This window comes from Streptomyces sp. NBC_01689 (genome assembly GCF_036250675.1).
Lineage (GTDB): Bacteria > Actinomycetota > Actinomycetes > Streptomycetales > Streptomycetaceae > Streptomyces.
Genome location: NZ_CP109592.1, coordinates 907063 through 920984, shown reverse-complemented (window position 1 = coordinate 920984; position 13922 = coordinate 907063). Strand labels below are relative to the sequence as shown.

The following is a 13922-nucleotide window of genomic DNA, read 5'->3' as shown; positions in this document are numbered from 1 at the left end:
CAGGAAGAGAACCCATCGTGCACCCCTACGAGTCCCTCCCGGAGCGCTCCTTCTGGCGCACCGCGGTCGCCGAGCGGGCCGCTCCCGCCATCACCGACCTGTGGACACCCGCCTTCGCCCTCGACCCCGACGAACCCGTCCTCACCGCGGGCTCCTGCTTCGCCCGGCACCTCGGCCCCGCGCTGCTGCTGGAGGGCATGAACTGGTACGAGGCCGAACCCGCGCCGCCCGGGCTGACCGCGGACGAACGCGAAGCCCGCGGCTACGGCCGCTTCTCCTTCCGCACCGGCAACATCTACACGGCCGCGACCCTGCGGCAGTGGCTCAGCTGGGCGTTCGAGGAGTCGGCACCCCCGGACGAGGTGTGGGAGGAGGACGGCCGCTTCCACGACCCGTACCGGCCGGCCCTGGAACCCGGCGGCCACGCCACCCCCGACGCCGTAGGGGACGCCCGGCAGCGCACGCTCGCGGCCATCCGCACGGCCGTCTCCTCGGCGGGCTGCCTGATCTTCACCCTGGGCCTGACCGAGACCTGGACCGACACCGTCACCGGCACCGTGCACCCGGTCTGCCCCGGCACCGTCCGCGGCTCGTTCGACGCCGGGCGGCACGTCTTCCGCAACGCCACGGTCGCGGAGGTGCACCGGGAGCTGACCGAGTCCGTGGCCCTCGCCCGGCGCGCCAACCCCGCCCTGAAGATCCTGCTGACCGTCTCACCGGTGCCACTGACCGCGACCGCCACGGGAGGCCACGCCCTCGTCGCCACGACCTACTCCAAGTCCGTGCTGCGCGCGGCCGCCGGTCAACTCGCCCAGGAACTCGGCCACGTCGACTACTTCCCGTCGTACGAGATCATCACCGGCCACCCTTTCCAGGGAGCCTTCTACGAGTCGAACCGACGCACCGTGAGCGAAGACGGAGTCGCCTTCGTGATGCGGCACTTCTTCGACGCGCTGCACGGCCGCCACCGGCCGAACCGTCCGGACGTCCCCCGAACCGCCCGCCCCGACACCGGAGAGGAGCAATGGTGTGACGACGCCGTCCTCGACTACTACAGCCACGGCCCGGTTCCTCCTGCTCGGTGACTCCCACGCTGGCCCCCTCGGACGAGCCGCCCGGGCCGCCGGACTGCCGTTCCTCGGCGGTCCGGTCGGCGCGGGGCGGGAGTTCAACGCGGACTTCTTCGACGTGCGGGGCGACGACGTGGTCTTCCGTAAGGAAGAGGCCGAACGCCTGTACAGGGGTTTCCTCCAGGACCTCGGGGCGCCCGGCCTCGACCGGCTCACGGTTCCCCTCGTCGCCACCTTCGGACTCAGCGCGCACACCCTCGCGACGACGGAGAACTGGCGGGTCTACCGGGACCACACCGGTGGCCTCGCCCCCGGCTTCCTCACGAGCGCGCTCTTCGCGGACATCGTCCTCGCGATGGTCCGCGGCGCCCTCGCCTTCTACCGGCACGCGCTCGGACTGGGCCTGCGCGTCCTGGCCGTGATGCCGCCCCAGCGTGTGCCCGGCATGTCCGACCAGGACGTCTTCCTCGCCGCGCAGGAGGTGGTCCGCGCCGAACTGGACCGCCTCGGCGTCGAGATCGTCGACCTGCGCCCGCGGGTCACCGACGACTCGGGCCTGCAGCGCGCCGCCTTCTGCGAGGCCGACGACACCATCCACGGAAACCTCGCCTTCGGCCGTCTGATCCTCGCCGACCTCCTCGCCCGCGGCCTCTGAACCCACCCGCCGCACGACCCTTCCGCCACCCGACAGGAGACCCCCATGGAACAGTTCGCCCTGGACGCCGTCGAGCGCCTCACCACCCGGCCGAAGGTGCCGTACGAGACCCTCGCCGTCGAGCAGTTGACCCCCGTCATCGGCGCCGAGATCACGGGCATCGATCTCTCCCGGGAACTGACACCCCGACAGGAGAAGGAGGTCAAGGAGGCTTTCCTCGCCCATCATGTGCTCGTCTTCCGCGACCAGCATCCGACGCCCGAGGACCACAAGCGGTTCGCCGCGCTCTTCGGCCCGCTGCATCCCGACTCGCTGCCGGTGGAAGGCTCCGACCCCTACATCCTGGAGATCAGCGCGGACAGGAACTCCCGCGACGTGGCGGGCAACGGATGGCACGCCGACGGGACTGCGGACCCCGAACCGTCCCTCGGCTCGATGCTCCACATCACCCGGATCCCGGAGACCGGCAGCGGCGGCGACACCCTGTTCGCCAACATGCACCTGGCCTACGACATGCTGTCTCCGGCGATGAAGAGCCTCCTGGACGGCCTGACCGCCGTCCACGACGGAGCCCGGCCCTGGCTGACCCAGGGGCTGACCCCGCCGGCCGAGTACGACGTCCCGCGCAGCGAACACCCCGTCGTGGTCCGGCACCCCGACACCGGCCGCAAGCTCCTCTTCGTCAACGCGCCCTACACCTCGCACATCCCGCAGCTCTCACGCTCCGAGAGCGCGGCCGTCCTCGGCATGCTGTACGAACACATCGCCCGTACACCGCTGTTGCAGTGCCGGGTCCGCTGGCAGGAGAACACCCTGGTGTTCTGGGACAACCGCTGCGTCCAGCACCATGCCGTCTGGGACTACTACCCGCACGCACGCCACGGCCGCCGCGTGGCCATCGACGGCACCAAGCCCCACGCATGACCGGGCTGCCGTCCTGGATCACGGAACTGACGGACGTGCTCCGCACGGACCGGGCCACCCTCTCCGGTGCCGACGAGTCCCGTCCGGCACGCTCCTCCGTTGCCGCGGCGCGGTGGCCCGGCCCGGCCGCGGAGGGCCGTCCCGACGCCGGAGCCGTCACGCTGGACGTGGTCCACGAGTGGCATCTGCGCACGGTGCTCCCGCTGTTGAGCGAGGCCACCGCGCTCTCCGGACGCGCCACGGCGCCCATCGCCCGGCTGGCCGCCGCCCACGAACGGGCCCGGGAGACGGAAGCGGTCGGCGAGGAGGAGTGGTTCGAGGTGCTCGAACCGGTGCTCCGGCAGGTCTACCGGGACGCCTACGGCTTCCAGCGGGCCTTCGCGGCGGCGTACGAGAACGCCCGTGCCTACGCGCTCGCGAACGGCCACGGTGCGGCCGGGGCGCACCGGTACGCCACCGACTACGCCGAGCTGACCACCGAGCCCAACACCCGTGCCTTCGCCGAGGCCAACGCCCTGGCGAACGCGCGGGCGGTGGCGGCGGCGTACGCGACCGGCGACGCCGAGGCCTTCGCGCGGACGTATCCCGCCGCCCGCACCCGTGCGTACGCGCGGGCGCTGGCCACCGGGACGACGCGGGAACCACGTGCCGACGACGCCCTGTTCGCGTCGGCGTACACGGAACTCGTGGAGGGCCTGCGGTCGGCCCTGCACAGGGCGCCGGTCGGACCGCCGCCCTGACGCGCGGAACGGGGACGGGCGGTCGTGGTGGGGCAGAGCCCTACGTGTGACCCCCGTTGTTCGGGGCGGGACCCTCTCGGTCGCGCCCCGAAGAGCGCCGCCCCGAAGAGCCCTTCCTTCGGGGAGACACGGTCCTTCGCCCGGGAGGTCCGGACGGCCGGGAACCCGGGCCGTCCGTGACGGGAAGCGGGCTCCCGAGGGGGAACCGGACGCGTGCGAGCACGTGGCACGCGGCCGAGTCCGAGGGATCACATGGTCAAGTCGGTCCGCCCTCAACGGAGTCGGGCGCCCTGACCGCGGGTGAGACGGCGCGTGCGCCGGAATCGCACGTGAGCCCCTGCACGGCGAGTGCGTCGGGTGGCGGCTGAACGGGGACCAGCTGAGCGACCGGCCCGTTGCCGAGGGCCGCCGTGGCGGTCGGCCGAGGCGGCCGCCCGAAGGCCTGCGCTTTCAGGAGGCCGGGCTCGCGCTGCCCTGGGTGAGGGCCGGCCGGACGTCGGCCTGGCGGAGCTCGGCCAGCAGTTCGCTCTGGCCGACGAGGAGTTCGGTGAGGATGCGGCGGGCGGCCCGCAGGAGTTCGGCGACATCACCGCCGGCCAGCGCGTAACTGACGGTGGAGCCTTCCCGGATGGACACCACGATCCCGGAGCGGCGCAGCACGGCCAGTTGCTGGGAGAGGCTGGAGGGTTCGATCTCGATCTCGTCGAGGAGGTCGCGCACGGGGACGGGGCCGTTCTGCAGCAGTTCCAGAACGCGGATGCGCACGGGGTGCCCGAGCATGCGGAAGAACTCGGCCTTGGCCTGGTAGAGGGGGACCTGCATGGTGATCGTTCGCTCCCTACCGCGGTGGACGGACGGTGCCCGGGCCGGCGCGGCGGCCGCTACGGGCCGCCGCGGGCGCGGGCTTGGCTGACCGATGACCGATCCTCGCGTCTCCCGCCCCGCACACCCATCGGATTGGCCTGATCTGGATGTGCCCAGATGAAGAATTCTTCAATTCGTGGGCGTGCGGAGGCAGGGAGAACGCGAGGCGCTACACCTCCAGTTCGGACTCGATCCGCTTGAGCTGGTGGCGGGCCATGGCCAGGTTGGACTTGCCCTTGTCGAGCACGAGATAGAGGAACAGCCCGTTCCCGTCCTTGCCCTTGAGGGGCCGGATGAGGTGGTACTGGTGCGAGAGGGTGATCAGCATGTCCTCGATGTCGCTCTTGATGCCCAGGTGTTCCATGGTGCGGGTCTTGGCACGGATGACGTCCGTGTTGCCCGCGGCGGCGATCGCCAGGTCGAGGTCCTTGCCACCGCCTAAGGTGCCCAGCGCCATGCCGCTGGTGTAGTCGACGAGAGCGGCTCCGAGGGCGCCCTCGATCGACGTCATGGTCTCCTTCAGAGAGATGTCCACACTTGCCATACCGGTGTCTCCTCGCAACGCGCGGCCCGGATGCCCCGGGCGGCTCCGTGTGCCGGACCCTACGGACCGTGCGGTGCGGTCGGCCGAGTTGTTCCGGGACTGACGGAAGGTGCGTCAAAGAGGTCAACACCCTGATCTCTTCCGACCGGTTCAACGGCTGGGACCGTTCATATCCCGGGGTCATATCCCGGAGGTCAGCTCTGACCGGTCGGCCGACCGCCGGGGAACGAGGGCCGGATCGCGACCGGTGGCGGGCTTTGGAACCGCGGGGGCCGGAACAACGGCCGGCCCTCGCGTGACGCACCCGATCGCCGTCCTCCAGCTGACCCGGTCGCCCGGGCCGGCCGGCGGCCCGAGGGGCCACCGGCCGGCTGTCACCGTCGGCGTCGGTCGCTGATCACCGGGCGATTCCCGCGGCGCGGACGACGGTCTGCGTCACCGAGTTGCCGAGGCTGTCACCTGCCCGCACCCGCAGCGAGACGAAGCGGGCGGAGGCGGGGGCGTGCAGGGAGAAGCTCACCGCGCCGTCACCGAGGCCGCTGAGACGGGCCGTCGACCACGTGACCCCGTCGTCGTAGGACAACTCCACCTTGCTGGTCCGCAGGGCCGCGTCCGGGCCGCCGTCGAGATGAACCGGCGTCACGGTCAGCCTGGCGCCGGAGGCGGCCTTGCCGTCGTCGGCGGTCGGCACCGTGTAGTCGACCTGGACGAGCGGCAGTTGGCGGCTGCCGTCCGCCCCGCCGGGTGCCGCGGAGCTGAACGTCCACTCGGTGCGTGTCGCGGTCGAGTACGGGAAGGCGGCCGTGGCGGTGCGGGTCGCCTTGTGCACCAGGCGGTAGGTGTCCCTTTTCGCGGGCACGGTCGCACTCACCCCGTCACCGCCCGTGGCCACCAGGGTGCGGCCCCGGTACAGCGATGTCTCCTGTGTGGTCTCCTCGCTCGCGAACGCCGAGTAGTTGGCGTGGTCGCCGCCGGAGTCGCCCCACGACGGTACGGCGACGTCGATCCGGTCCGCGGTCCGCAGGGGAGCCGTCACACTGCCGTTGATCCGGGGCCGTACGACGGGTCCGAACCACTCCACGTCCGTGGTCCGGCCCGCCTGGTAGCGGACCGATCCGGAGACGCTGGAGGCCAGGGACTGGAGTTCTCCTTCCTCGGTCCAGGTGAAGCCGCCGTCGGCGGTGACGTAGTCGGTGCGGTGCGCGCCCGCCGTGCTGAGCCGGTTGCTGCCGACCCGGTATGTGGTCCAGGGGTGGATGTCGTAGCGGTTCTCGTAGACCTCGCGTCCCGTGGGGTTGTGGAACGAGGTCTCGACCCGGGCCAGTCGGGAGTCGCCCGGCGCGTAGACGGGGTTCGCCGGTATCCGGCCCTTCCACGTGCGGACCAGGTCGTACAGATAGTCGGTGTCGGGCCGCGAGACGGCCCGTAGGGCGACACCCGCGGCCCCAGCGGCGTCCGCGCGGGAGATCAGCTTCTCGCCCGTCGTGCGGGAGAGGCCGGCCACCTCGACGGACGTCCTGATGACGGGCTGGCGGAGCCGGCCGTCGAGGTCGTTGACGAACAACAGCAGTTTCACGCCCGCGGCCTGAGCGGCCCGGATCTGCTCGTCCGAGACGTCCTCGTCATCGGAGTTCCACCGCAGCACGGCGGCCTTGCCGACGGCGTCGACGCCTTCGTAGTCCTCGGCGAGGCCGTCGCCGGGGTGGATCACCTTGAGGTCGTACGTGTCCTCGGGCAGTTTCGTCGAACCCGGCATGATCCACAGGTCGTCGAACTTCTGTCCCCCCGAGGTGGCCGTCAGGAGCGGTTCCTGATCACGCCAGCGGGCGGTGAAGTACTGCTCGCCGTCGCGGACCGCCGTGGTGGGTGACGTCCAGACGCTGTCGTAGCCGTCCGGGACCAGGGTGCTGTCGGTGACCGAGGAACCGTCGCCGAACTCGCGGTGGTAGTCGAGGCGTCGGGAGAAGTTCTCCGTCGTCCGCGGTGTCACCTCCTTGACCTCGCGCAGGGTGGTGCCGTCCAGGACGAGGTCGGTCGGGCCGGTGACGTCCACCTGCGGAAGGACAAGGCGCGCGTAGCCCGCCGACGCGGCGCCGTGCGTGCCTTCCACCCGGAAGTCGGCGTAGACGCTGTACCGCCCCGGCGGAAGCATCTGGTCGGACCCGCCACCGCCGTAGAGGTAGGTCCCGGCGTACTCGTCACCCCTGCGGTAGAAGGTGAGGACACCGTCGGTGTCCTCACCGGCCCGGCCGGTGATCCTGGTGCGCACGTGGAAGAGGCGCTGGCGGGTGCTGACCCCGAGGAGGGTGCGGGTCAGCACCTTCCCGTCCGCGCTCGCGGTGAGGCGGCCCGTCCATCGCTGTCCGGCCCCGGCCTTGTCGAGGTCGGTGGTGACCGTGGTGGTCACGGTGCCGTGCGCGGGAACCACGACATGGTCCGCGCCGAGGGAGAACACGCCGTCGGGGACACCGGGCGCGTCCACGGCGAGGGTCGCGGTGACCGGCCGGTCGCCGGTGTTGGTCCAGGTCGCCGGGGAGGTGACGGCGCCGTCGTCCGTGCCCGGGGAGTGGATGCCCGCGTCGATCGTGCCGGTGGCGGTGAGGGACGCCGTCGCCGCCGCGGCGGCATCCACCCGGCCGTTGCCCCCGTCGTCCGCGCCGATGTCCGGCGTGGCCTCGGCGGTACTGACCAGTGCGTCCTTGATCCGGCTTCCGGTCCAGTCCGGGTGGGCGGCGGCGACCAACGCCGCCACGCCGGCCACGTGCGGTGTCGCCATGGAGGTGCCGCTGGCGCTCATGTAGAAGCCGGAACCGTCGCCGATGTACTGGGATCTGGCGGCCAGGATACCGACGCCCGGCGCGGTGATCTCGGGCTTGATGGCGTCGTCGCCGTAGCGCGGGCCGCGGCTGGAGAAGTCCGCGATGGCGTCGGAGGAGTCGACGGCACCGACGGTCAGGGCCGCGTCGGCGGTGCCGGGCGACCGGACGGTCTGGGCCCCGGGACCGTCGTTGCCCGCGGCGATGGTGAACAGGGCGCCGGTCTCCGAGCTGAGCTCGTCCACGGCCTGGGCGAGGACGGTCTCGCCGTCGGCGTTCTCGGCGCTGCCCAGGCTCATGCTGATGACCCGGGCGTGCACGTCGCGGGCCGCCCACTCCATGCCGGCGAGGATCCAGGAGTCGTAGCCGTATCCCTCGTCGGCGAGGACCTTGCCGACGTGGAGGCGGACACCGGGAGCGACTCCCCTCTCCTTGCCGCCGGAGGCGGCACCACTGCCGGCGATGGTGGACGCGACGTGCGTGCCGTGCCCGTTGCGGTCGGTGACGCTCTCGCCGGGGACGAAGCTGTCGCTGTCCCGGACCACGTCCCTCAGGTCCGGGTGTCCCTCGTCGTAGCCGGTGTCCAGGACGGCCACGTCGACACCTTCACCGGTGTTGCCGCCCGCCCACACCCCGGGCGCGCCGATCTGGGCGACCGAGTCGCTCAGGGTCGCCCGGGCCCGGCCGTCGAGCCATACCTTGGCGACGCCGCCGGTGAAGGCTCCCGCCCTGAACGGTGCCCCGCCGACAGCCGCCCTGGTCCCGCTCGCCCGCACACCGTCCGTGTGACGTCCGGTGAGCTTGCCCCACAGGCCCCTCGTCTCCGCACGGTCCGCGGCGAGAGCCACGCCGTTGACACTGGTGAGGGGCCGTACGCCGGTGAGGTCACCACCGGGCACGGCGACGGCGCGCTTGCGCAGAGCGGACGCGGAGGCGTCCTTCCCGCCGTAGGTGACGATGAGGGGCAGACGCGGCAGTGAGGCGTCGTCGTACCCGTCGGCGATCAGCCGGGTGACGTCGAAGAGCTGGTCGTCCAGGGCACCGGACGCCGTGTAGGGCAGGGCGGATTCGGGATAGACGTAGGTGTCCCCGCCCACGGTCAGCACCCGCGCGGCGGCAGGTCCGCCGTCGGGCGCCTGCACGGTGACCGAACCCGGCCCACCGGGCGTGGCGGGGGTGACGGTGACCTTGTCACCGGTGATCAGGGTGACGACGGAGGCGGCAACGTTGTCAGCGCCGTGGGTCGCGCCGGCCGTGCCGCTGGTCCGCGAGGTGGCTGCGACGGCGGTCACCTGCGGGGTCGCCGCCGTGACCAGGAGGGCTGCCGCCAGGACCAGCAGGCGGTGCCCTCTTCCGGACAGATGGAGTGTCAAAGGATTCCCTCGACTTGAATGGTTGTTCCGGCCGACGGGAATCTATGGCGTGATCGGTGATCTCGGGAAGAGGTCGACGCCACTCGCCTCTCATTGGCAACAGGCAAGTAACGCAAGGGAGTTGAAGGGACAGGAGAGGGGAGCGGTCAGGCGTGCGCGGTGGGCGCGAGGACGCCTGACCGCCGGTGCCGGCCCGTCCCCCGTGTACCTTTCGCCCACCACCCCACGGCCGGGGACGAAGCGGCTGGTAGCGTGACGCGAAGATCGACTCGACGGATCCGGACGCTCGGTCGGGTACCACGACCGGCGGGTGTCCTACGCGCCGTCCGCACCCGGCCGACGCGGATCCACGGCTCGGACCGCTCTCCCCGATCGACATGAACCCCGGCCCTCCTGGAGTTTCCGTATGTCCCACCGCATCGGCCTCGTCCTCGACTTCGGCGGAGTGCTCACCACGCCCCTGCTTCCGGCGGTGCTCGCCTTCGAGAAGCGTGAGGGGCTGGCCGAAGGCGCGTGCCTCACCGCCCTGTACCTGGACGAGGAGGGAACCCGGCTCACCCACGCGCTGGAACGGGGGGAGATCACCCAGGACCGGTGGAACCGGGCCGCGGCGATACGGCTCGGGGTGGCCCCGGAGAACCTGATGGGCCGGATCTTCGCCGACCTGCGCCCCGAGCCGCTGGTGATCGACGCGGTCGCGGCGATACGACGAGCCGGGATCAAGGTCGGCATCCTGTCGAACTCCGTCGGACTCGCGCCCTGGAACCTCTACGACGGATACGACCTCGACGCGCTGTCCGACGCCGTGGTGATCTCCGAGCACCACGGGGTGCGGAAGCCCGACCCGGAGATCTTCGAGGCCGTGCTGAGGCTTCTGGAACTGCCCGCCGATCAGTGTGTCTTCGTGGACGACACCGCCGAATACCTCCCGGCGGCCGAGAGTCTCGGCTTCGCGACGGTCCACGCGCAGGCACCCGAGCGGACGATCGCCCGGCTCGAGGACCTGCTCTCGCTCTCCCTGGCCGACGAGGTCCGGACGGCGCCCCGGGGATGACGCCTCGAAGCGGGCACCCGGACGACGCGTCCCGGTGAACTCGGCCGGTTCGCCCGACCAGCCACCGTCGCGCTTCGCGACCTCCCTCGCCCTGGTGGCGGCGCACGATCAACTGAGGTCCGCCACCGTGAGGTTGATCTCATGACACGGCGCCACGACGGCCGTCCGGGGCTGCTCCCCGGACAGGGCCGCGAGGCCGGCCGGACGGCCGACGCGCCGGCCGACCCGACGGGCTCGCGCCCTACGGTCGGGCCGACCGCCCCGGCCGCGTCCGCTCGCGGCGGCCGTCGTCACGACCCCGTGGAATCCCCGGCCGGCTCCGCGTCGTCCTCGCCCTCCTCCAGTAGGTTCGCCGCCGCGCCCACGATGCTGGGGTCGGGGCTGCCGACGACCTCCTCGTCCTTGTCGGTGTAGGCGAAGCGGGCCAGGACGCTGCGCATCGCCTCGACGCGGGCCCGCTTCTTGTCGTTGCTCTTCACCACGGTCCAGGGCGCCTGTTCGGTGTCCGTCTCGCGGAACATGGCGACCTTGGCCGCCGTGTAGTCGTCCCAGAGGTCCAGCGAGGCCAGGTCCATGGGGCTCAGCTTCCACTGCCGGACCGGGTCGACCTGACGGATCGTGAAGCGGGTGCGCTGTTCGCTCTGGGAGACCGAGAACCAGAACTTGACCAGGTCCACGCCGTCGTCGACGAGCATCCGCTCGAAGGCGGGAGCCTGCCGCATGAAGCGCCGGTACTCGTCGTCACCGCAGAAGCCCATCACGCGTTCCACACCGGCCCTGTTGTACCAGGACCTGTCGAACAGCACGATCTCGCCCGCGGTAGGGAGGTGTTCCACGTACCGCTGGAAGTACCACTGTCCGCGTTCCCGCTCCGTCGGCTTCTCCAGCGCCACCACCCGGGCGCCACGCGGGTTGAGATGCTCGGTGAAGCGCTTGATCGTGCCGCCCTTGCCTGCGGCGTCGCGTCCCTCGAAGACGACGACGAGCCGGCGGCCGGTCTCCTTGATCCAGCTCTGCAGCTTCAGCAACTCGATCTGCTGGAGCCGCTTGTGCCAGTCGTACTCCTTGCGCTCCATGCGCTGCTCGTACGGGTAGTTCTCCCGCCAGGTGTCCACCGGGCTGCCGTCCGGACGGATCAGTACGGGGTCGTCGTGGTCCGAGTAGTCGACCCGCATGCCAGTCAGCAGTTCCGTCATCCGGCCCTCCCGGTTCCGTGCTCCGCGTTTCCCGTCACCGAAGTCCTTCCCTTCGAGTCAGTGGAACTGCGGCACGATCAGATAGATGCCGTACGCCACCACGGCCGCGCAGGCCAGGAAGCAGAGCCCGGCCTGGGCGAACCCCAAGGCGTCACCGCTGCCGTCGTCGCGCGCGGTCTCGACCCGGGCGACCCCGAGCACACCGAGGGCGAAGACGACGACCACTGCCACGGTGACTCCGACGCTCACCGCGGCGACCTCACCGAGTGTGTTCCAGTCGAGATGCATGTCGGGAACTCTCCCTGTTTCAGGCGGGCGTACCGACGCCGGCCGGCGTCGCGGTACGGACGGAGACCTCGTGGTGGTCGTTGACGTTCGAGGCGTGCACCGGGTTGCGGCGCGAGGCGGCGACGATGAAGGCGGCGACGGCCACCGCGACGAGCGCGATCACCACGGTGCCGAAGGTCCCGCCGTGCTTCACGACGCTCGCCGACACCCCGCCGACCAGCGCGGCGGCCGGCAGCGTCACCAGCCAGGCGACCGCCATCCGGCCCGCGGTGCCCCAGCGGACCTCGGCCAGCCGCCTGCCGAGTCCCGCGCCGAGGATGCCTCCGGAGCAGACCTGCGTGGTGGAGAGCGCGAAACCCAGGTGGGCGGAGGTCAGGATGACCGTCGTGGAGGCGGCCTCGGCCGCGAAACCCTGCGGGGACTGGATGTCCGTGAGCCCCTTGCCCATGGTCCGGATGATCCGCCAGCCGCCCAGGTAGGTGCCGAGCCCGATGGCGAGACCCGCGGACGCGATGACCCACACCGGGGGACCCGCGTCATGACCCAGCGCGCCCGCCGAGATCAGCGTCAGCGTGATGACGCCCATGGTCTTCTGCGCGTCGTTCGTGCCGTGGGCCAGCGACACCAGGGAGGCCGAGGCGATCTGCCCGAGCCGGAAGCCCTTCGTCACCGACTTCTCACGGGCCCGTGCGGTGATCCGGTACGCGAGGTACGTGGCCAGCAGCGCGGCGAGACCGGCCACGACGGGCGAGGCCACCGCGGGGATGAGGATCTTCTCGAGCACCTTGTCGAAGTGCACGCCGTGCGCACCCGCTCCGACCCACACCGCGCCGATGAGGCCGCCGAACAGGGCGTGCGAGGAACTGGAGGGCAGTCCGAGCAGCCAGGTCAGCAGGTTCCACAGGATCGCCCCGACCAGGCCCGCGAAGATCATGCCCGGGGTGACGAGCGTGTCGTCGACGATGCCGCCGGAGATCGTCTTGGCGACCTCGGTGGACAGGAAGGCACCGCCCACGTTCAGCACGCCGCTGATGAGGACCGCTGTTTTCGGTTTGAGCGCGCCGGTCGCGATGGACGTGGCCATCGCGTTCGCCGTGTCGTGGAATCCGTTGGTGAAATCGAAGGCCAGAGCCGTGACGATGACGACCGCCACGAGGAACGTGATGTGGTCCATTCCTCGATGGAAGCAATCGGAGGCGTACGCAGGGAGAACCGGAGGCAAAGCCCGTGCATGGGCGAAGGGAGGTGAGCGTGTGTTCGGGGGCGTATCGGACGGCCTCCGTGCGCGGGACGGTCACAGCGCGGGCCGTCGGCGGGGGGATCAACTCGCGCGCTCGATGCCATGATTGGGACACGCGTGTGAATTGGTGCAGGGGAGTGAGTCGTGTCCTACGAACTTGCGAACCGCCTGGTCATCGGCATCGCCTCCAGTGCGCTGTTCGACCTGGCGGAGGCGGACGCAGTCTTCCGTGAGCAGGGGGAGGAGTCCTACCGCTCGTACCAGGAGGAGCATCTGGACGAGACCCTGGGACGGGGGGTCGCCTTCCCCTTCATCCGCAGACTGCTGTCGCTGAACGACCTGAGTTCCCCCGACGATCCCCTGGTCGAGGTCATCGTCCTGTCCCGCAACGACCCCGACAGCGGGCTGCGGGTCATGCGCTCCATCCAGTCCCACGGTCTGCCGATCAGCCGGGCCATCTTCATGCAGGGCCGCTCGCCGTACCACTTCATGCCCGCCCTGAACATGTCGCTGTTCCTGTCGGCGAACGAGACCGACGTCCGGGAGGCCGTGGCCCTCGGGCTCCCCGCGGGCCGGGTGCTCGGCGCCGCGACGGCCGACGAGACCGACGACCAGGACCTGCGGATCGCCTTCGACTTCGACGGGGTGCTCGCCGACGACGCCTCGGAGCAGGTCTACCAGGCCGACGGTATCGAGGTGTTCCGCTCGCACGAGACGACGAACGCCGCCACCCCGCACGACCCGGGGCCGCTGCGGGACTTCCTGGCCAGTCTCAACCGGCTCCAGCAGCGCGAGGAGGTGGAGCGGGCCGAAGACCCCGCCTACAAGATCCGCGTCCATGTCTCGCTCGTCACCGCCCGCAACGCCCCCGCTCACGAACGCGCGGTACGCAGCCTGAAGGGCTGGGGTGTCACCGTCAACGACGCCTTCTTCCTCGGCGGCATAGACAAGAGCACGATCATGAACGTGCTCAAGCCCCACATCTTCTTCGACGACCAGGTCGGTCATCTGGCCGGAACATCCCTCAACACGCCCAGCGTGCACGTCCCGTTCGGGAAGATGAACGAACCGGGCCGCGAGGTGCCCACCGCCGCGAGCGGCTGAGTCGTGCGGCGAAGACGGCCGATGCGAGGCCCGGCCCTCCGCTCCACCGGGGGA

12 protein-coding genes are annotated in these 13922 nt (G+C 71.0%); 6 read left to right on the top strand and 6 right to left on the bottom strand.

All coding sequences use genetic code 11. The features are described from left to right. Positions 1 to 14: 14 nt before the first annotated feature. From OG776_RS03705 to OG776_RS03690, 4 genes are read left to right on the top strand one after another with little or no spacing between them, the layout of a single operon-like run. Entirely contained in the window at positions 15 to 1085 is a 1071-nt protein-coding gene (locus OG776_RS03705; protein WP_329323639.1) for a GSCFA domain-containing protein, read from the top strand. Further along, complete coding sequence (locus tag OG776_RS03700) at positions 1030 to 1725, top strand: hypothetical protein (RefSeq protein WP_329318855.1); 696 nt, start codon at positions 1030 to 1032, stop codon at positions 1723 to 1725. Before OG776_RS03705 ends, OG776_RS03700 begins: the two co-directional genes overlap by 56 nt. Before the next feature lie 45 nt (positions 1726 to 1770). Further along, positions 1771 to 2649 carry a TauD/TfdA dioxygenase family protein gene (locus OG776_RS03695; protein ID WP_329318853.1) on the top strand — a complete coding sequence of 293 codons (879 nt, stop codon included), beginning with the start codon at positions 1771 to 1773 and terminating at the stop codon, positions 2647 to 2649. Next, on the top strand, positions 2646 to 3389 hold the full coding sequence (locus OG776_RS03690; protein WP_329318852.1) for a SpcZ: 744 nt from the start codon (positions 2646 to 2648) through the stop codon (positions 3387 to 3389). Before OG776_RS03695 ends, OG776_RS03690 begins: the two co-directional genes overlap by 4 nt. Positions 3390 to 3839: 450 nt before the next feature. Here the strand turns inward: OG776_RS03690 and OG776_RS03685 are convergent, their stop codons facing one another. The 3 genes from OG776_RS03685 to OG776_RS03675 form a co-directional block, all read right to left on the bottom strand. Further along, complete coding sequence (locus tag OG776_RS03685; RefSeq protein WP_148011428.1) at positions 3840 to 4211, bottom strand: ArsR/SmtB family transcription factor; 372 nt, start codon at positions 4209 to 4211, stop codon at positions 3840 to 3842. A gap of 211 nt (positions 4212 to 4422) precedes the next feature. Next, complete coding sequence (locus OG776_RS03680) at positions 4423 to 4797, bottom strand: hypothetical protein (RefSeq protein WP_329318850.1); 375 nt, start codon at positions 4795 to 4797, stop codon at positions 4423 to 4425. A 397-nt stretch (positions 4798 to 5194) separates the two neighbouring features. Then, positions 5195 to 8986, bottom strand: coding sequence for a S8 family serine peptidase (locus OG776_RS03675; protein ID WP_329318848.1), 3792 nt, complete (start codon positions 8984 to 8986; stop codon positions 5195 to 5197). 406 nt (positions 8987 to 9392) lie between these two features. On the opposite strand from OG776_RS03675, the gene OG776_RS03670 reads away from it, so the two are divergent. Then, positions 9393 to 10040 (top strand): HAD family hydrolase, encoded by a 648-nt coding sequence (locus OG776_RS03670; protein ID WP_329318846.1) that lies wholly within the window; start codon positions 9393 to 9395, stop codon positions 10038 to 10040. Between the two features lie 290 nt (positions 10041 to 10330). Here the strand turns inward: OG776_RS03670 and ppk2 are convergent, their stop codons facing one another. The 3 genes from ppk2 to OG776_RS03655 are packed head-to-tail and all read right to left on the bottom strand — an operon-like array spanning position 10331 to position 12698. Further along, on the bottom strand, positions 10331 to 11236 hold the full coding sequence (ppk2, locus tag OG776_RS03665) for a polyphosphate kinase 2 (RefSeq protein WP_148011432.1): 906 nt from the start codon (positions 11234 to 11236) through the stop codon (positions 10331 to 10333). Between the two features lie 57 nt (positions 11237 to 11293). Then, complete coding sequence (locus tag OG776_RS03660; protein WP_329318844.1) at positions 11294 to 11524, bottom strand: hypothetical protein; 231 nt, start codon at positions 11522 to 11524, stop codon at positions 11294 to 11296. A gap of 19 nt (positions 11525 to 11543) precedes the next feature. Then, positions 11544 to 12698: an inorganic phosphate transporter gene (locus OG776_RS03655; RefSeq protein ID WP_329318842.1), complete on the bottom strand. Its 1155-nt coding sequence runs from the start codon at positions 12696 to 12698 to the stop codon at positions 11544 to 11546. A 210-nt stretch (positions 12699 to 12908) separates the two neighbouring features. On the opposite strand from OG776_RS03655, the gene OG776_RS03650 reads away from it, so the two are divergent. Next, positions 12909 to 13868: a 5'-nucleotidase gene (locus OG776_RS03650; protein WP_148011435.1), complete on the top strand. Its 960-nt coding sequence runs from the start codon at positions 12909 to 12911 to the stop codon at positions 13866 to 13868. Positions 13869 to 13922: the final 54 nt, after the last annotated feature.

Bases quoted from the DNA above. Each gene is read 5' to 3' on its own strand.
- OG776_RS03670 (WP_329318846.1), top strand. From the start codon at position 9,393: ATGTCCCACCGCATCGGCCTCGTCCTCGACTTCGGCGGAGTGCTCACC.
- OG776_RS03655 (WP_329318842.1), bottom strand. From the start codon at position 12,698: ATGGACCACATCACGTTCCTCGTGGCGGTCGTCATCGTCACGGCTCTG.
- OG776_RS03685 (WP_148011428.1), bottom strand. From the start codon at position 4,211: ATGCAGGTCCCCCTCTACCAGGCCAAGGCCGAGTTCTTCCGCATGCTC.
- OG776_RS03695 (WP_329318853.1), top strand. From the start codon at position 1,771: ATGGAACAGTTCGCCCTGGACGCCGTCGAGCGCCTCACCACCCGGCCG.
- OG776_RS03660 (WP_329318844.1), bottom strand. From the start codon at position 11,524: ATGCATCTCGACTGGAACACACTCGGTGAGGTCGCCGCGGTGAGCGTC.
- OG776_RS03690 (WP_329318852.1), top strand. From the start codon at position 2,646: ATGACCGGGCTGCCGTCCTGGATCACGGAACTGACGGACGTGCTCCGC.
- ppk2 (WP_148011432.1), bottom strand. From the start codon at position 11,236: ATGACGGAACTGCTGACTGGCATGCGGGTCGACTACTCGGACCACGAC.
- OG776_RS03680 (WP_329318850.1), bottom strand. From the start codon at position 4,797: ATGGCAAGTGTGGACATCTCTCTGAAGGAGACCATGACGTCGATCGAG.